This window comes from bacterium (assembly GCA_040754625.1).
GTDB lineage: Bacteria > JACRDZ01 > JAQUKH01 > JAQUKH01 > JAQUKH01 > JAQUKH01.
Map to the genome: position 1 here is coordinate 66,442 of JBFMCF010000033.1, position 18,974 is coordinate 85,415.

At 39.1% G+C, this 18,974-nt stretch carries 15 protein-coding genes; 3 read left to right on the forward strand and 12 right to left on the reverse strand.

The window, feature by feature from the left end; genetic code table 11:
- Positions 1–20 precede the first annotated feature (20 nt).
- From AB1498_02690 to AB1498_02745, 12 genes are all read right to left on the reverse strand, one after another.
- Positions 21–464: a response regulator gene (locus AB1498_02690; GenBank protein MEW6087189.1), complete on the reverse strand. Its 444-nt coding sequence runs from the start codon at positions 462–464 to the stop codon at positions 21–23.
- A gap of 1 nt (position 465) precedes the next feature.
- On the reverse strand, positions 466–2,061 hold the full coding sequence (locus AB1498_02695) for an ATP-binding protein (GenBank protein ID MEW6087190.1): 1,596 nt from the start codon (positions 2,059–2,061) through the stop codon (positions 466–468).
- 12 nt (positions 2,062–2,073) lie between these two features.
- Entirely contained in the window at positions 2,074–3,060 is a 987-nt protein-coding gene (locus AB1498_02700; GenBank protein MEW6087191.1) for a putative sulfate exporter family transporter, read from the reverse strand.
- Between the two features lies 1 nt (position 3,061).
- Complete coding sequence (locus AB1498_02705; GenBank protein ID MEW6087192.1) at positions 3,062–5,029, reverse strand: ATP-binding protein; 1,968 nt, start codon at positions 5,027–5,029, stop codon at positions 3,062–3,064.
- Positions 5,030–5,046: 17 nt separating this feature from the next.
- Positions 5,047–6,144, reverse strand: coding sequence for an ABC transporter substrate binding protein (locus AB1498_02710; protein ID MEW6087193.1), 1,098 nt, complete (start codon positions 6,142–6,144; stop codon positions 5,047–5,049).
- Positions 6,145–6,194: 50 nt separating this feature from the next.
- Positions 6,195–7,121 (reverse strand): phosphate/phosphite/phosphonate ABC transporter substrate-binding protein, encoded by a 927-nt coding sequence (phnD, locus tag AB1498_02715; protein ID MEW6087194.1) that lies wholly within the window; start codon positions 7,119–7,121, stop codon positions 6,195–6,197.
- 99 nt (positions 7,122–7,220) lie between these two features.
- The gene (gene tatC / locus AB1498_02720) at positions 7,221–8,042 is read right to left on the reverse strand and encodes a twin-arginine translocase subunit TatC (GenBank protein MEW6087195.1); all 822 of its coding nucleotides are present in this window, start codon (positions 8,040–8,042) and stop codon (positions 7,221–7,223) included.
- The gene (ispF, locus tag AB1498_02725; GenBank protein MEW6087196.1) at positions 8,008–8,487 is read right to left on the reverse strand and encodes a 2-C-methyl-D-erythritol 2,4-cyclodiphosphate synthase; all 480 of its coding nucleotides are present in this window, start codon (positions 8,485–8,487) and stop codon (positions 8,008–8,010) included. The genes tatC and ispF overlap by 35 nt, the downstream gene beginning before the upstream one ends.
- The gene (locus AB1498_02730; protein MEW6087197.1) at positions 8,484–8,735 is read right to left on the reverse strand and encodes a hypothetical protein; all 252 of its coding nucleotides are present in this window, start codon (positions 8,733–8,735) and stop codon (positions 8,484–8,486) included. The genes ispF and AB1498_02730 overlap by 4 nt, the downstream gene beginning before the upstream one ends.
- 45 nt (positions 8,736–8,780) lie before the next feature.
- A complete protein-coding gene (gene hisG, locus AB1498_02735) occupies positions 8,781–9,653 on the reverse strand; it encodes an ATP phosphoribosyltransferase (protein MEW6087198.1) in 873 nt (290 codons plus the stop codon).
- A gap of 117 nt (positions 9,654–9,770) precedes the next feature.
- Entirely contained in the window at positions 9,771–10,904 is a 1,134-nt protein-coding gene (locus AB1498_02740; protein MEW6087199.1) for a hypothetical protein, read from the reverse strand.
- A gap of 127 nt (positions 10,905–11,031) precedes the next feature.
- Entirely contained in the window at positions 11,032–12,258 is a 1,227-nt protein-coding gene (locus AB1498_02745) for a multiheme c-type cytochrome (protein MEW6087200.1), read from the reverse strand.
- A gap of 197 nt (positions 12,259–12,455) precedes the next feature.
- Here AB1498_02745 and AB1498_02750 point away from each other — a divergent pair, with 197 nt between their 5' ends.
- The 3 genes from AB1498_02750 (at position 12,456) to AB1498_02760 (ending at position 18,837) form a co-directional block, all read left to right on the forward strand.
- On the forward strand, positions 12,456–15,014 hold the full coding sequence (locus AB1498_02750) for a response regulator (GenBank protein MEW6087201.1): 2,559 nt from the start codon (positions 12,456–12,458) through the stop codon (positions 15,012–15,014).
- A 278-nt stretch (positions 15,015–15,292) separates the two neighbouring features.
- A complete protein-coding gene (locus AB1498_02755; GenBank protein MEW6087202.1) occupies positions 15,293–18,232 on the forward strand; it encodes a sigma 54-interacting transcriptional regulator in 2,940 nt (979 codons plus the stop codon).
- A gap of 221 nt (positions 18,233–18,453) precedes the next feature.
- The gene (locus AB1498_02760) at positions 18,454–18,837 is read left to right on the forward strand and encodes a response regulator (protein MEW6087203.1); all 384 of its coding nucleotides are present in this window, start codon (positions 18,454–18,456) and stop codon (positions 18,835–18,837) included.
- Positions 18,838–18,974 lie beyond the last annotated feature (137 nt).

Genomic DNA, 18,974 nt, shown 5'->3' on the forward strand with positions numbered 1-18,974 from the left:
AATGAATTTTAGACAAAGTTTTACTGCACCGTGACATTGTGGACACCCCAGTAAAAACCTATTTCTTTAACAAGCGAAACAAAATTGTCAAAATCAACCGGCTTCTGCAGAAAACTATTGCATCCATAGCTGTAGCTTTTAACAATGTCTTCGTCCCTCCTGGAAACTGTAAGCATTATTACGGGTATTTTATTAAGTGTTTTGTCTTCTTTTATCTTTTTCAGGACTTCCAGTCCGTTTAATTTCGGCATATTTATGTCAAGAAGTATAAGACCGGGGACCGGCGTGTTTTTAACATCCTCATACCTGCCTTTATGATAAAGAAAATCAACTGCCTCCTGTCCGTCACGGACAATATAAAGGCGGTTTATCAGTTTTGCCTCTTTAAACGCTCTTTTTGTTATCTCAATGTCATCCGGATTATCCTCAGCCAGCAGGATATCAATCACTTTGCTGTTTCCCATATCACGCCTCCTTTTTTTTCTGTTCCTCCAGTATTTTTTTAATCGTGTTCTCGTCCACGATTTTTTTCTCCACAAGGATTTCACCAATCTTTTTCTTTCCCAGGATGTAATCCCTGCTTTTAGGAATACTGAAATAAAATGTTGTCCCTTCACCGACCTTCGATTCAACCCATATCCTGCCTTTATGCATTTCAACTATTTTCTTGGCTATCGTAAGTCCCACCCCCGTCCCCTCGTGTTCCTCTTTCTTCCCCAGTCTCTGGAATATTTTGAATATCTTCTCGTGATATTCCTCCGGTATCCCCGGGCCATTGTCCTTCACGTAAAATTCATAAAAAGCCACCGTGTCTTTATACCCCACCTCCACACGGGGATGGGTTTTATCGCTGTATTTTACGGCGTTTGAAATCAAATTCGCGAAAACCTCCGTCACCCTCACCCTGTCGCAGAATACCACAGGCATTTTTTCGCTTATAACCATTTCGACTTTCTTTTCGGTCAACGTGTGCTCCATCCGTATTTTAATTTCATTCAGCATATTTCCGGTGTTTGCATCTTCAAAAGGGTTTTTTCTCCTCTCGAGGCGGGAAATCTCCAAAAGGTCTTCTATCAGTTTCTGCATAATCACCGCGTTCGCCTGTATGCGTTCAAGGTAGTTCCGGCCTTCTTCATCAAGCTTGTCCTTGTAATCAGCTGTCACGAATTTGGCGAACGCGTTTATCGACCTTAAAGGTTCTTTCAAATCATGCGAAACGATATACGTGAAATCATCCAGTTCCTTATTTATATCCTCGATCTTTTTGGTATATTCTATTAATTTATCCTCTATTTTCTTCCGCTCCTCGACTTCCTTAACCAGGGCATCACGGGATACCGTGGTATTCTGCAAATTATTAACCATTTTATTAAAAGCTTCGCCCAACTGGCCTAACTCGTCCTTAGTTTGTATATCCACTCTGACCTCCAGGTTCACTTTAGCCATTTCTTCAGTGACATGCTGCAGTTTTTTAACCGGCTCCACAATACAACCTGAAAGCCAAAAGCCGATTATAAAACTTGGTATTAAATTTAAAAACATTATTATCAGCAATACCCCTAAAATTTTATTGATAGAGCCCTGGATACCTCTGTCTTTCAGGCCTATTCTGATAATACCAATAATACTGCCTTTCTCAAAAACATTAACGGCAATATCATAAAAAAGACCTTCCTCCATGTCAATAGTTTTCATATTATAGATTTTACCGGTTGTATTCGAATTAGCTGCTTTTAATTCTGCCGGAAAATCACCCTTAAAGGTATGAGCCAAAACATTATTGCGCGGATCAGTTATAAAAATATACCCTATAGTTTCACTATTCATATTTTTTTCTATATCAATTAATTTTTTCAGCGTAAGGGCATCCCGTTCTGTAATATAATTCATTTCCGTAACCGTTAAATGCTGGGCGAAAGAAACACTTTTTTGAATAGCTTCATCTTTATATTTTTTTGAAAAAATTGTATTTATTGTAAAAATAATAGATATACCAAAAAATAAAATAACAAAAATCAATGTAGTTATAATTTTATTATGCAAACCTACTCTATTTTCCATATTAATAGCTATTTAAAAAATAAAACCTTTAAATAATACAAAAACACAAATCAGGGAAAGCCAGGTTATTAATCCCGTGATTAAAGCTCCCCCGCCTATATCCAATATATTTCTAAGGTCAACATTCAAACCGATACTGGTTAATGCGATAGTAAAAATAATTTCCGCGCATAGTTTCAATGGTTTAATTGCCGGTGTTAACACCGGCAAAAAAGAAGTCAAAAGCCCCATTAAAATAAAAACCCATAAAAACCATGGGACATAAAACAAAATATTTTTTTCCCCTGTTCCTTTTTCCATCGCGTTATGCCAGCATAAAAACCAGATTATCGGGATTATCATAGCCGTTCTTGCCATCTTTATCGAAAGCGCCAGGTTAACACAACTATCGCCAAGGGCCCCGGCGGCAATTTTTACAAATCCTGTCATATGCAGTGTAGTCGCGCAGAGAAACGCATACTCAACTTTCGGAATATTTAAGAAAGTCAAAAATACAGGATAAACCAGCACACCGATCATCCCCCAGATGGTAATAGTTACTAAACTAACTCCTGTTTCTTCTGATTCTGCGTTCACTACAGGTGAAGCGATAGCGATAGCTGACGCGCCGCAAATTGCCGTTCCAATACCAATCAAAAACGAAAGTTCCTTTTTTAGAGATAGTTTTCTTCCTAAATATATCGATACAAAAAATACTATCACAATTCCCATTATAAGTTCAAACCACGCAACAACCGGGACATGGCTTAATCTATGGAACTGCAGGTTAACCCCGTATAAAATGATCCCTACGGGAATAAATATTTTATAAGAATACTTTAAATCAATAAAAAGGTTTGTTTTTGTACTGAAAACAGTTCTTACCAGCATCCCAAACACAATGCCCAAAACTAAAGGGTCTAAAGCCTTATTTAATTTTGCAACTTTATACGCGATTGAACCGATAATAATTATCAATATAAATCCAATCCATTTTTCTAAAAAATCTTCTTTTCTCATATTAAATCTCCCGCTTTTTCTGTTCCTCCAGTACTTTTTTGATCGTGTCCCCATCCACGATTTTTTTCTCGACCAGGATTTCTCCAAGCTTCTTTTTCCCAAGTATTACATCCCTGCTCTTCGGTATGGTAAAAAAGAACACCGTGCCTTCGCCGACTTTGGATTCCACCCATATCCTGCCTTTATGCATCTCAACTATTTTCTTGGCTATCGTAAGTCCCACCCCCGTCCCTTCGTGTTCCTCTTTCTTCCCCAGTCTCTGGAATATTTTGAATATCTTCTCGTGATATTCCTCCGGTATCCCCGGGCCATTGTCCTTCACGTAAAATTCATAAAAAGCCACCGTGTCTTTATACCCCACCTCCACACGGGGATGGGTTTTATCGCTGTATTTTACGGCGTTTGAAATCAAATTCGCGAAAACCTCCGTCACCCTCACCCTGTCGCAGAATACCACAGGCATTTTTTCGCTTATAACCATTTCGACTTTCTTTTCGGTCAACGTGTGCTCCATCCGTATTTTAATTTCATTCAGCATATTTCCGGTGTTTGCATCTTCAAAAGGGTTTTTTCTCCTCTCGAGGCGGGAAATCTCCAAAAGGTCTTCTATCAGTTTCTGCATAATCACCGCGTTCGCCTGTATGCGTTCAAGGTAGTTCCGGCCTTCTTCATCAAGCTTGTCCTTGTAATCAGCTGTCACGAATTTGGCGAACGCGTTTATCGACCTTAAAGGTTCTTTCAAATCATGCGAAACGATATACGTGAAATCATCCAGTTCCTTATTTATATCCTCGATCTTTTTGGTATATTCTATTAATTTATCCTCTATTTTCTTCCGCTCCTCGACTTCCTTAACCAGGGCATCACGGGATACCGTGGTATTCTGCAAAGTTTCCGTCATACGGTTAAAATTTTCAATCAAATAATTCAGTTCGCCCGCGGCATAAATCCGTATTCTTTTGGAAAAATCCCCCCTGGCAATGTCCTTTGAGATGTCGGCCAGTTCAACAATCGGTCTTGAGAAATGTTTTGATATAAACGCGACAACTGCGAAAGAAATAATCACGGAAATAATAAAAATCAAGGTAAAAAATCCAATTGTTTTCTCCGCGCCCTTATCGATAAGTTTGGAAGAAACAGCGAAAACAACCCTTAAAAGCGGTTTATCTTCTATAAGGAAAAAATCCTTGTAAGCGAGCATGCCGTCTTTCACCGGGAATACCCCGGGGTTCGTGTTTATTTCATCCTGGATATAACCCGAAGGGTTAAAAGTATATTTTTCGTTTGCAGGCCTGTATAAAATGTCCCCGCCGGAAACAAAAATCCAGATGGGATTTTCCCCGAAGATTTTTGTATTTTTAATAAAATTAATGAAAACGCTGAAATTATAAGTAATTCCCACCACGCCGCCGAACCTTCCGATGTCCCGGTCGGTTTTTACGGTTTCAATGGAAAACAAAATTTTCCCGGCGCGGTCTTTATAAGGTCCTACAAAATAAAAACTACCTTCAGGCATATTGTTAAGGCTTTTAAAAAGCTTATTTTCCTGCTCCGATACTATTTCATCGTCCCGTCCTTCTTTCCTTGCGTCAATTCTTTCGTTCCCATAAATATCCTTGAAACATACACACTCATATTCCTTATTGTTCTTGATATAGTTCAGGAATATATTTTTTACTTTTTTGCCATAAATGATTTTTTCGGCCTCCGAGGACATAATATAATCATCCAGGACCGGATTCTCCGATAAAAGCCCGAGTTCCTCCAGTAAATTACTTTTTACATATTCAAAATTATTTTCCAGGGACAGATATTTTTGCTGGATACTCTCGTTAACATGCTCCCGGACAATTTTCCTGTTAAAAAAGAAAAATATGATTGTTAACGAAGCGTTAACAAACACGACGAGGCCGAGAAACAATATAATCAATTGGGTGAAAATTGATAGATTTTTTAATTTTGTTTTCATTTAATCAAATGACCGGGTCATTTTCCAACAAACTCTTCAATCCCCATTTTCCCGTCCAGGGTAATTTTCAGCGCCTCCGCCCTTTTCACGTTTACCATTAATTTGCCTCTTCCCGGCGCGCGGCACGGGTATGTTGAAGGAGAAGTTCCATTACTTAATATATCATTGACAATAACAACCGCCTCATAACCCTGGTTATATCCGGAATCGTCGGCACAGCATAACATGCCCTCCCTGACAAACTGCGACTGGTTTACGGCTTCGGGGACATCCACATTTTTTAAATACCACCCGGCCGCTTCGGAAGGCGTCACATAATTGCCTTTTTCATCTTTCAAAGAAGAATACTGCGCGATAAAAAAAGCGTCGGGTTTGCCTTTCACAGCCATAATTTTATCTTTAAACTGGCCAAAATCCCCGGTTATAATTGTTTCAACCAGTTCCAGCGGTATCTTCTTTTCCCGCGCCAGGTACTCCACCTCTTTTATATGAGACCTCGAAGTGGAACTGTCATCTCCAACAAGCGCGAAGGTTTTTATGCCTGGTTTGACGGTTTTCAAAAATTCCAGGCTTTCCTTATAATATCCCGCCTGGTAAACACCGGTAACATTATGGCCGGGGTTTTTTTCACTGTCCACAAGCCCGTATTTGACAGGGGTGTTATTTACCCCCCAGAAAACAACAGGGATCTTTGTGTCCAGAAACTGGCCGCCGATATATTCCGCCGCGGGGTCGTCTCCCAAAAGGATTATGTCCGGTTTGAATTCATCCGCGATTTTGGTTATTTCCACTGTAACTCCTGCCATCTCGGGTTTACTTTTTTTCCGCTTTGTATCCATCCATAATTTTCGGACTATTGCCCTTGACGTTTCCACGTAATCGTTTTTTGTGTATTCCTCCGCCTGTTCTTTATTGTCAAAATACCCGAATTTTACCATCGCATCGCAAAGACCCGCATTTGTGTCCTGCGACCAGAGGTAATCCCTGTGGTAACTGCTTACAACAAGTATCTTCTTTTTTACTGTTGTTTCTTTTGACTCAGCAGGCCCGGCGTAACTTGCCTGCGCAAAATAAATCCCAAAAAACAAACAAGATAAAATCCTCGCAATTTTCATTTTTATGTCCCCTTTTTTATTTTTTCAATGTTTCTTAGCGTTTTTCAGGCTTATTCCTTTTCCTGCGCGTTAATCCAATCCTGCATTTCACTCACGGAAACATACATCGTGTCAAAACCTTCTTCAAACCTGTCAATTTGAAGTTCCGCCAAAATTTTCTTGCCTTCCATATCTTCATGTATGGTTAAAAATAAACCGCGGAGTTTTTCTTCCAGTTCAGGCTTAATGGATGGATTTACAACTACAGGAGGAATTCCATAAGGGGGAGATTTTTCGATAACTTTGGTTTTTGAGGTAATTTCCGAGCCTGCGTTCTTCATAAAATCCCAGATAAGCCCGTCCACCGCGCAGCCGTCGGTTAAATTATTCGCGACCGCTTCCATGGATTTATCATGGCTGTAGGTATAAAATGTCTCTTTAAAAAAAGACTTTGGGGTTTCATTCATTTTCGCGAGCATATATTTCGGAACAAGAAAACCCGTGTTTGAATGCGGGTCCACAAAGGCGAATTTTTTCCCTCTTAATTCTTTAAAGGATTTGACAGGGCTTTCAATGTTAACAAGGATATATGAACGGTAAACTTTTTCTCCGCGGACGACCGGGACAGCCAGCAATTTCATCCCGAACTTTTTACGGCCTTCAACATACGGGCCGGAACACACAAATGCCACATCCAATTCATTATGTTCCAGTAACTCATTGATTTCGCTGTATGTCTGGCGCTGGACAATTTCTGTGGAAAATCCTGCTTTTCTGCCGACCAAAGTCAACAAATCATCATAATATTCGCGTGTCGATTTCGGCGAAAGCATCGCCGCCACCGCGGCGCGTAAAACAGGCCTCGTTTTGTCGATTTCGCCTGCTTTTAAGGTTTCTTTCTTAACCGGGAAATCTGTTTTTTTTCCTAAAAAAATAACCGCCAGGAATATTAAAACAAATACACCTGCGGTTAAAATTATCTTTTTTTTATTAATCATAAAATTCCCCCTTTATCATATACATGCCATTGTATTATTATCGTAAAATGTTATGTTTCACTTAATAAAAGATCTTCACGCGAAAATCCATAAGGGGAGTTAGAATTTTACGAATTTTGTTATTAAAATCCCGGTTTCATAAAGCAGGTAGAGCGGTACCGCGAAAATGAACATGCTTAAAACATCGCCAGGGGTTATCAGCGCGGAAATCAATAGGACTGAAATAACCGCGTATTTTCTCTTTCTTATCAGCGTAAACGTGGAAATAATTCCCATTTCGGCAAGGAAATACACAAATACCGGCCATTCAAATATTAATCCGAAAGCAAAACCAATTGATAAAATAAAGGTTAGATAATCATCCACCCCTAATTTTGGAGATAAATTAATCTCACTTCCAAATTTGAGTAAAAATTTTATCAAAAACGGGATACCGGTAACATATGAAAAAATAACGCCCGATATAAAAAAAAGGCTGGAAAAAAACACAAATGGCAGTATTAATTTCCGTTCATTTTCGTATAATCCGGGGGAGATAAACATCCATATTTCATAAAAAATTAAGGGGCTTGCAATGACCAGCCCGGAAAAAAACGATATCTTAAAATAAATAAGGAATCCTTCATGCGGGCTGAAATAAACCAATTTTTCAGGCAATCCCCCGGCCTTTTTCAGGATTCCAAGAATATCACCGCTGTAAAATGATGAAACAGCGGTAAAAAAAATTACCGCCCCGAGCGACCATAAAAGGCGGTTACGGAGTTCCGACAGGTGTTCATAAACCGAAAATGTATTTTCACCTTGTTTACCTGCCCCGTTAGAAAATTCAGGTAATTCAGTTAATTCAGCCGGAGATGTATTTTCTTCCGTCACGTTAAATAATTTTCTATTGGGGTCTGTTTTCGAGGATAACAGCGGCATAACTAATTATTGCCTTTTTTTTAGGTGGAAAAAGACAGTCTTCAGAAGTGGTAGCTTTAATGTTAATCTGACTTGAAGATAAATTTAATGTTTTACTGATATTTTTTTTAATTTCAGAAAAATAAGGCGTGAGTTTTGGCCGGTCGGCAATAATAACCGTATCAATATTAGCAATTTTGAAACCGGATTTTTTTATTTTATTGAATACTTCCTGTAACAAAACTAAACTGGAAATATTCTTATATCTTTTGTCTGTATTTGGAAAATGGATACCTATATCACCCAACCCCGCGGCACCTAAAAGGGCGTCACAAACTGCGTGCAAAAGGACATCCGCGTCGGAATGGCCTGATAGACCCATAGAAAAAGGGATTTCCACTCCGCCGAGAACAAGTTTTCTTCTCTTTTTTAATTCATGAATGTCATAGCCTAAACCGATTCTCATTTAAAAAACACTCGGACAACAATAAGTGAAGCTATTTGCCCAACCCAGAAAAGAAACATCCATTTAATAATTTCAGCCTTTAAATTTGCAAGGTCTTCTTTTGTAGCTAAAATATCGCTTTTATCTGCAAACTTCCTATCGACTTTAGCTTCAACATATTCTATTACACTTTTAGCTTCTTTATCTCCCAGTTTGCTCTTTAAAATTTCATATAATTCAATTTCCGTTAAGGGTGTTGTTTGAGACATAAAACTCCTTTTATACAATAATTATACAGTCTGACAAGATAATTGTCAAAGAATTATTTTATTCAGCGGATACTCGACAATCCCTTCCGCGCCCGCGCTCTTAAGCTTCAAAATAAGTTCCCTGACTTCATGCTCATTAATGATAATCTCTATCGCGATCCAGCCTTTTTCAGTTAAAGGCGAAATAGTCGGTTTTTTTAAAGCTGAGATTATATTAATTATTTCCGGGAGCTTTTTTTCCGGCAGGTTCATTTTTAACCCGACCATTCCTTCCGCCCTGAGCGCCCCTTTAAGAAGTGTAACAATATTTTCAATTTTTTGTTTTTTCCACGTGTCCTTCCACGCCTTTTTATTCGCAATAACCCTTGTTGTGGATTCAAGAATGGTTTCAACAATCCTTAAGTTATTCGCCCTGAGGGAATTCCCTGTTTCTGTCAATTCCGCAATCGCGTCAACAAGTTTTGGAGGTTTTACCTCTGTCGCTCCCCATGAGAATTCAACATCAGCCCTGACATTATTTTTCGCAAGATATTGTCTTGTCACTTCCACAAGTTCAGTCGCGATCCGTTTTCCCTCCAGGTCTTTAACAGTTTTTACAGGTGAATTATTCGGGACCGCCAGAACAAGCCGGACAGGACGAAGCCCTTCTTTTGCGTAAATTAATTCAGCCACTTCAACAACATCGGCTTTGGTTTCCGTTATCCAGTCTTTCCCTGTCAAGCCCATATCAAGGACTTCCTCTTCAATGTATCTCGGGATTTCCTGCGCGCGTATTAAAATCGCTTCAATTTCCTCATCGTCAATAGATGGGAAGTATGACCGTTCAGGACAATGTATTTTAAACCCCGCGTTCTTAAATATTTCAAATGTGGAATTTTTCAGGCTCCCCGCAGGCAAGCCCAGTTTTAATTTGTTCACCTCGCCCTTCCTTTCTCAATTTATAAATTATACACAAAATCCAGATACTTTTCCACAATAAAAAAGGGAGGGGAAATATTCCCCTCCCTTTCCAGTGCAACACATGCTTTTACTATATCACTGGGTCATAACTTCAATAGAAAGCGACCTGAAATCGAAATGCCCATTCCCGTCATCAACTTTGCAGTTAATATTAAACCATACCGACGGCTTGTCCCAGACACTCGCCTTGCTTATGTAAGGCGCCTGCCATTTTATATTTTGACCGTTCGGAGACGGGACAAACATACCGATAGGCAGACCTCCCATTTCAGGTATCGATTCCCAGTAATAAACCAATGGATCATTTTCCGCATCATACGCAAGCGCTGTTAAAGATATTTCCTCACCGGCCACTAAGCCATACTGTTTTGAGGCAGTAATAAAGAAGTTATACGGCGGAGTGTTATACCCTGAACTGGAATTCACATAAACAAAAATATGATATGATTCCTGAAAACCGCCTCTTGTATCTCTTGCTTCACAGGCAAATTCGTATGACTGCATCCCGGAAGTATTTGGCGCGATCCAATCGCAATTTTGAGCATCCGGTCCGGGATTGCTGAAATATCCTGCCACAGGACCTACCATTTTCCAGCGGTAAGTAATAGGATCATAATCAGGATCCATGGCATTGGCAAACAGCCGGACTACTCCACCGGGCCCGACAGTATTCATATCGGAATGAACATCTGTAAAAAACGGCGGCTGGTTCGGCATAGTCGGCGGCGGGACATAGCCTGACATCATAACATTAATAAATATTTCGGCCTTGTTTTCCGCGCCTTTTGAATCCCTTACTTTTACAGCAACATTTACGCCTGTCCCATAGCCCGGAGCGGTCCATCTGATTGACCTGCCGCCTGGCTCAGGATACCATGCCCCCTGGCTGACAAACCAGTCAAAAACCAAGGGATCATTGTCAGGGTCTCCCGCATCAGCCCTGATAGTTATCATTTCATTTGTGGTTACACTCATCCTGTCTGCAATAATAGTAACCCACGGCGGAGTATTATAATTGCCACCTGTCCCTCCCCCTGTCGGCGGCGGCGGTGGTATATAAGTTCCCGTTCCCGTCACTGTTACTGTTCCTGTTGTGGGGCCTGTCCCCGGGTCATCGCCTTGCGGAATACAATTCGGCCCCCCGCAGATAAAAAACACAAGCACCAGGCCTAAGCCTATAAATGTTTTAAATATCCTGTTTCTAAACATACGCACCTCCTCCTTTCATTTTTTTATTATTTATTTGTAAAGTTATATTTAAACCCTCCTCCGAACCTTTACATTAATTTATATATGCCAAAAATAATAAATTGTCTATAAGCGGTTTCATAAGTTTTTAATGTATCACCTTTCTTAAATATTCAATGTAATCAAATCCGGGGCTTTGCTCAATTGTATGACAATTTATACAGATATGCCTGCTGACGCCAGCCGGCTCCTTTTGAATTTTGTCGTGATTTGTAAATATTTTGTGGCATTGCTCGCATTGCACGCCTGTCTCCCCTTCCAGATTATAACCAAGTGTATGGCAGGATAAACAGCCGAGCACCCTGTCTTTCCCTTCTTTTTTTAAACTCTCAAGCGCCCTGGCGTGCCTCGTGGTTTCCCATTGATTATATTCTTTTTCATGGCAGCCTTTGCAATAAACACTGCCGAGATGCTTATTATTGACCTGGAGCCTTTTTAATTGCCTGTCCGCTGATTTTTCCTCACATTCATCAATCATCTTCTGGATTTCCGGGTCATTTTTCACCGAAGTATCCAGCGTGTATAATTTATTCGACGGGCGAAAATCCGGTTCTTTTGACAAGGTAATTTTTCCTATATAATGGCCTTTGGTACCGGCCTGTACCAAAATAGTATTTTTTATTTTTAACGGTTCTTCATTCGGTTTAAAATCAAAACCGCCTATAATAAGATTAATTCCATCTACGTTTCCCGCAAGTTTAATGTTCTCTTCAAAAGACAATCTGCTTAGAACTACAATAAAATCGACTTTTTCTTTTAATTCTTTAATATTTTTTTTTAAAACATCTATTGGATCCAAAATAAAAATACCCAAGTCATTTAAATCGGACATATTTTTGTCCGGGGAAATAATATTATTTAAATTTTTTCCCATTATTCCAAAAATTCCCGCTTTTACGTCTTTTTTCTCAATTATAACTAAATTTCTGAAAATAGGGTTTTGGTCCCGCGTGGAAACAATATTGCTGGAAATAAACGGTAGTATTCCAGATTTTTCTTTCAGAAATTCAATACCGGAATTGAGTTCATTCGCGCCGATATTTACAGCATCGTAGTTAAAATGCCTGTATATATCCAAAACCGCCCGGTTTTTCTCTTCTTCATTAATATGAGAAAATAAATCGCCGGCGTCAAGCAGGAGAGAACCATGGACATCCCGCCTTATCTCTTTGAGGACTGTCCCCCTGCGGTTTAATCCTCCATAGGGGGCTCCGGGACAACTGCACGGCTGTAAAAACCCATACGTATTATTTGTATAAATAATTTCAATTTCCCTGCAATAATATTTATTTAAAAATACAAAATTGAATAACATAAGAATAAATAAGCTTAATTTATAAAAACGCATATGATATTTTTATCGGTAAATTCAAAAAAATTAATAAGTATTTTTGTTAAAAAATCTATTTGTAAAAATTAAATTTAGGAGTATCATATAAAATGATTCAAACCGTTAGAACAGTTTAAACTGTTTGAACCGTTTAAACAAATTTTTTAACTTTGGAGGACATAATGACCAATATTGACAAATTATCCAGTGTGCTTAATGGAAAAATCCCCGGGAAACCAGGGACGGGTTTAACACCGGGCATTTCCTTAACAGATAAAAATAACCATGAGTTTTTTAAACAACTGCTTAAAGAGATTGAAGAGTTAAAAAATGAATTCGCAAACAGTATTTCCGCCCAAAAAAAAATATCAGACCTTGGAGTAAAACTCACTTCTGAGAAAAATATAAAAGAAATTTCCAAAACGATACTGGATTGCGCTATGACCCTGACCAAAACACCCGCCGGGAGTATCAGCCTGTATGATGAAAAAGAAAACACGCTTAACCTTGTTTCCGCAAAAGGTTTTAGCTCCGAATTTTCAGAGGTAAAAAAATACCCTGTCCGGCCTGGCGGGATGACCGAACATATCTTGAAGCAAAAAGAGCCGATTGTGGTAAACAATATTGCCAGCCAGCCTTCTTTTAACAACCCGATGATGTTGAAAGAAAAAGTAAGCTCACTGATTGCCCAGACTTTATTTTGCGAAGAAAAAATTGTAGGGATCCTGTATGTGGACGATTTTGTACCAAGGAATTTCCTGCCGGAACAAATTGCCCAGCTTTCTCTTTTGGCCATGCAGGCCGCGTTCGGCATAGAAAAAATCAAACTGCTCACACAATTAGAAAAGAAAAACCATGAATTAATAAAAACCACCGAATATATGAAAGCCATACTCGATAATTCCGCGGACATGATTATTACCACAAATTCAAACGCGGAGATAGTCGAGTTTAATCCCGCGGGCGAGCGAATGCTCGGGTATAAAAAAGAAGAAGTGTGCGGAACATCTGTTGAAAAATTCTACCGCCATGCCGAGGAAAGACGAAAGATCCTCGAGAAACTTCAAAAAAAGGAGCAGGTCGCAAATTATGAAACAAAATTGTGGACAAAAGGAAAAAAACTGCTGGACATATCTTTAAGCCTTTCCCAGTTGAAAGATAAAGAAGGCTGTGTTATCGGTACCGTGGGCATCAGCAAAGATATCAGCAAACAAAAACAGCTTGAAAAAAAATTAAGGGAAACAAACAAGCAGCTGGAACAGAAGATAAAAGAAGTCCAGAAGATAGACCAGATGAAATCCGATTTTTTATCCGTTGTTTCACATGAATTGAGGACCCCCTTGACCTCTATCCTCGGTTTCGCGAAGATGATTCAAAGAAGGTTTATCAAAGAGATTATCCCTGCCATGAATACTCAAGAAGCGAAAATTTCCGAATCCGTTGATAAAATCCAGGAAAATCTTAAAATTATCACTTCGGAGGGAGAACGGCTGGCACGCCTTATTAATAATGTCCTGGACCTTGCAAAAATAGAAGCGGGGAAAATGGAATGGAAGATTGAACCGTCCAGAATAGAGGACATATGTAAAACAGCAATGTATGCGGTTTCTTCACTCGCGGACCATAAAAAACTTGCCATAAAATTTGACGCTGATGAGAACCTCCCGATGGTAAATGTCGATAAAGACAGGTTAATCCAGGTAGTTACTAATCTTTTCAGCAATGCCATCAAATTTACAAATACCGGCGCGGTTACCTGCACCATCAGAAAAACAGCGGATAAAATAGAGATTTGCATAAAAGACACCGGTATAGGCATAAGGCCTGAAGATATTGGAAAAGTTTTTGAAAAATTCAAACAAGTCGGGGAAGGAGACACTGTAAGCGATAAACCCAAGGGAACGGGCCTGGGGCTTACCATATGCAAAGAAATAATCGAGGCGCTTGGCGGCAAGATCTGGGTCGAAAGTGTTTTTACAAAAGGCAGTTCTTTTATATTTACACTGCCGGCACTCATAGAAACCGCCCCGTCCAAAGCAAAAGACACATCCCTGGAATATGCTCCTATAACAATAAGTAAATTTATTGACAAAATCAGCAGGAAAGAAAAAGGCCATCTTATCCTGATTGTTGATGACGAGACACATATCAGAAACCTGTTAAGACAGGAGCTCGAGGATGAAGGCTACAAGGTCCTGGAGGCAGTAAACGGCAACGAAGCGCTTCTTACGGCCCGTAAGGAAAAACCTGACCTTATAATCTGCGATATATTAATGCCCGGGTTAAACGGTTTTGATGTCCTTACTCTTCTTAAAACAGATGAAAACACTTCTGACATTCCCATACTTATCCATTCAATATACGAGGACAAGGAAAAAGGGTATAAACTCGGTGCGGACGAATATATTACCAAATCAGTCAATACTGAAAAATTAATAAAATCTGTTTCCGATCTTTTGTCAGGGAAAGGTAAAAAAACACGGAATAAAAAGGTCCTTCTTATTGAAGAAGATAAAGCGATTTCCAATGCCGTCCATGATGTCTTGAAATCAAAAGGTTACCAGGTCATATCCGCTTACACAAGTAAAGAGGGACTCGAAAAGGTAAAAATCGAAAGCCCTGATTTAATTATAATTGACGATTTAATCTCCAAATCCAATGATTATGAAATCTTAAAAACCCTGAAATCATTCAAGGAGACAGAGAAATCAAATATAGTTATTCTTACTAGAGACAAATAGCGCTCTGCTAAATTAATTTTTAGTAGAGTTATGGTGGTCTGAATTTTTCGGCTAAGGTTCAAGCTTAAGTATCTGTAGCTCAATTTCGCAGTGATATGCGCCCCCCATCCCCCATTCCGATAGTAATCGGAACGGGGTGTATCTCCGCATATCATCTGCTCATTTCGCACAGATACTAAATCTTGTCCCTTTAATGCCGTAAAATCCAAACCACCATAACTCTTATGCGAGTCTATTAATAATTAATTTAACAATGCAATAGTTTTAAGAACTTTATCATGGAAACAAAAACACCCGTAAAGGAAAAATTTAACCTGAAACGGCTGCTTCAGGATGAAAAAGAAAATATAGCCATTCTTTTAAAAGAAACTGCCAAATTGCTTTCTTTTGAAAGCGAGATATCTTTATATGATAATGAAATACACCTTGCCGCTTCTACCTCAATAGAGCCTTCAAAATTTAATGTAGCTCTGGATTTTTTATCCGATCAGGCCGATCATTTTGAAAATGATACCGGATTAATTTTTAAATTTAAATACCGGGAAAATCCGCTTGGATTTATTTTTATCCGGAAAGATTCTTTCCCGAAAGAAAAAATATTAAATCTTTCCGCCGCGATTAAAAATCTTTTAAATGAAATTATTAAATTAAAAGTTGAAAAGAAAGAATTATTGCAGGAAATTCTCAGTAATTACAGGGAAATAAATTTATTGTATAAATTCGGCGGGAACATCAGCGCTCACCTCGACCTTGATGATGTCCTGAAAAATGTCCTGATAGAAAGCAGGAATATCATACCCGCGGATACTTACGCCATCCAGCTCCTTGATAAAAAAACAAACATATTGCAGACAAAGGCCTTCCTGGGAAATCCATGCCCGTCTTCCGGCCAGGCGCACCCGGATAAAATAATTGCCCGCATGGTAGTGAAAACCGGGACACCCCAGATCGTTAACGATATAAAAGAAAAACAAAAAATCAAAGGCTGTCAATGCGGCATAAATTCAATAATAGGTATTCCCTTAAAAACAAAAGAAGAAGTTTATGGAGTAATAATTTTAAGTTCGGGCAGGCAAAATCATTTTACGGCGCGCGACGAAAAGCTTTTATTCAGCCTTGCCACACAAGCGGCTATCGCAATAGAAAATTATTATCTTGAAAAAATCAACTGGGGAAATAAACGGCAATTGGCCCTTAAAACAATAGTAAACGAGGAACAGGAAAAAGAATACAAAGATTATGTCAGCCTGTCGTTCCAGACTCCGGCATTTACAAGTAAAATACCGGAGGACCCTGTCCCGTATCTTATTTGCGGCGAATACGGCGTCGGCAAAAAACTCCTGGCACGGGACATCCACCGTAAAAGCAAAAGGGTCCAAGGCCCCTTTATCCCTGTTGACTGCGCAATCTTTTCTTCATCGCCGCTGAGCCACAAGCTTCTTTTTGGATCAAACACAGGCTATAAACAAAAAAAATCGGAAGTTGATTTCAGCTACCTGGAACTCGCGGAAGGCGGGACGCTTTTCCTGCAGAATGTGGACAGGCTCCCGAAGGAACTTGGAGAAAAATTATGCGAATTCATTAATTCTAAAGATATAAGAATCGCCGCAGAAACATCCATATCCCTGGATAAAAAAGTTGAAAAAGGCGAATTCGACCTCAGGCTTTTCAAAATTCTAAGTCTGAACACCATATTTATATCCCCTTTAAGAGAAAGGAAAAAAGACATTATTAAATTAACTGAATATTTCATAAAAAAATATTCAGCGTATCTTGGCAAAAACATAGAAGGCGTGGACAGCAAAGGTTATGAAAAACTCTTGAATTACCATTACCAGCTCGGCAATATAAAGGAATTAAAACAGATAATAGAACGCGCGTGCATTTTAACAGAAACAAATATTATCCCAAGCGAGTACATATTCCTGGGCCTGCCCGCCGCCCAGACTAAATTTTGTTTTAATCTTCTTAACATTAAACCTTTCAATTACCTTGTTAAAAAAGGGTTTTTCCCGCGTCCATTTGTTTATATAAGTTCCCTTTTTGTCCTTATGATTTATTACTTTGCTTTTTTCCCAAAGAATAAATTTACTGAAAATCCCGGGACATTTTTCGCGTGGTCGCTCTGGTGGCCGTTTTTTATATTTTCATTTTTCTTTTTCGCAAGGCTTTGGTGCAGTATCTGTCCTATCAATGAATATGGAATTTTTTTAAGAAAAGTGAAACATTTCAATTTGCAAATACCTTCTTTTATCAAAAACAATACTCATTATTTTATAATAATCGGGTTTTTATTGATTATCTGGGTCGAAGAAGTTTTTGTTATGCGATATTCAGCGTTCCGCACAGGACTTATCATGGGAACAATATTTTCAATTGCGGCCCTGACAAACATACTTTTCCCCAGGCATACCTACTGCCGCTATATCTGCCCCCTTGGGTGGGCTGCCGGGATGTTTTCATTTTTTTCGGTTATTGAATTAAGGTCAAATCCCAATATTTGCGCCAATAAATGTAAAACCCACGATTGCTTCAAAGGCAGCGAAAAAATTGAAGGATGCCCCATGTTTCTTCATCCTCAATTCATCGATACCAATCTCCTGTGCAAACTCTGCTTACGCTGTGTCCGCTTATGCCCAAACGATTCCCCGCAGTTAAACCTCAGACTTCCCGGCTGGGACATCGCATCTTGCGAAAACCTCGGGCATAAAACATCGCTGTTAATCGCTGTTTTGCTTAGTGTTCCTTACGCAATTATAATCTCTGAATCAAAAAGGTTTCAGCATTACTATTCCTTTTTTAATTTTACAGTTTTCTTCTGGACACTTCCGGTTATAATGGGGCTTATAATCTGGATTACAAATTACATTTTCCTCGGGCCCGGCAGAAAAAATAATTTTCATAATTTTTTAAACATTTTAAATACATATATTCCCCTGGCCCTGGCGGCAAATGTAAGCCTCCAATTAAAATATATTCCAATTGTTCCGAAAGTAAACATTGACGCCAATCTTTTAGGTACCGAAAAAATTTTTTCCTTTTCTCTTCTTAATCTTTCCCAGACAGTGATTCTTTTATCAGGGCTTGTTTTTTCTTTTTTCCTGATGTATACCCGGGCGCACCGCTTTAAAGAAAAACAGCAATTCTTTTATTATATAGGCCACCAGCTAATTATGTTCTCTTATTGCTTGTCATTTTTAAATTTTATGTTATACTAATTATCCGCGTGAGGGAGCTTTTAAGAGCCTGTAACAAAATTATGTTCGTTTACGAAAACGTGTATTTTGGAGCGAGACAAGAAGGATGAGCAAAAAGCGCAGAAGCGTAGCCACGGTGCTACGTTGAGCACTTTTTGCGAAATTCGACGCAGTCACAGCCCAAAAGATACGTTTGCAGTAGAAGATAATTGTGTTACAGGCTCTATAGAAAGGTCATATTAATGGGAAACAAAAAAACTATTTTAATTGTTGACGACGAACCCTATATCCGGTCTTTGCTGGAAGAAACTCTTGAAGAAATAGGCGATAAAGGGGTTGATATATTTATCGCGGAAAACGGGGAAAAAGGACTGGAACTGGCACTGGCCCAAAAACCAAACCTGATTTTTCTCGATGTAATGATGCCGAGGATGAACGGTTATGAAATGTGCGAGGCCCTCAAGAAAAAACATAATCTCATGGATGTCCATGTCATAATGCTTACAGCCAAAGGCCAGGAAATCGACCGCCAGAAAGGGGTGGATTGCGGCGCAAACGAATATATCACCAAACCTTTTGACCCTGACGAAATTGTGGCGAAAACAAACAAGATACTGGGGCTTTAATAATTAGGCCTGACAGAACTTTGACACCTCGAAAATAAATTTCTTTATTTGATAAGTAATTAGCTGATTTCAGGCAGACGTAGGCACTACGTTTTCTTTTAGGGAAGAAATAATTTTGGGCGGGATTGCGCAGCCTG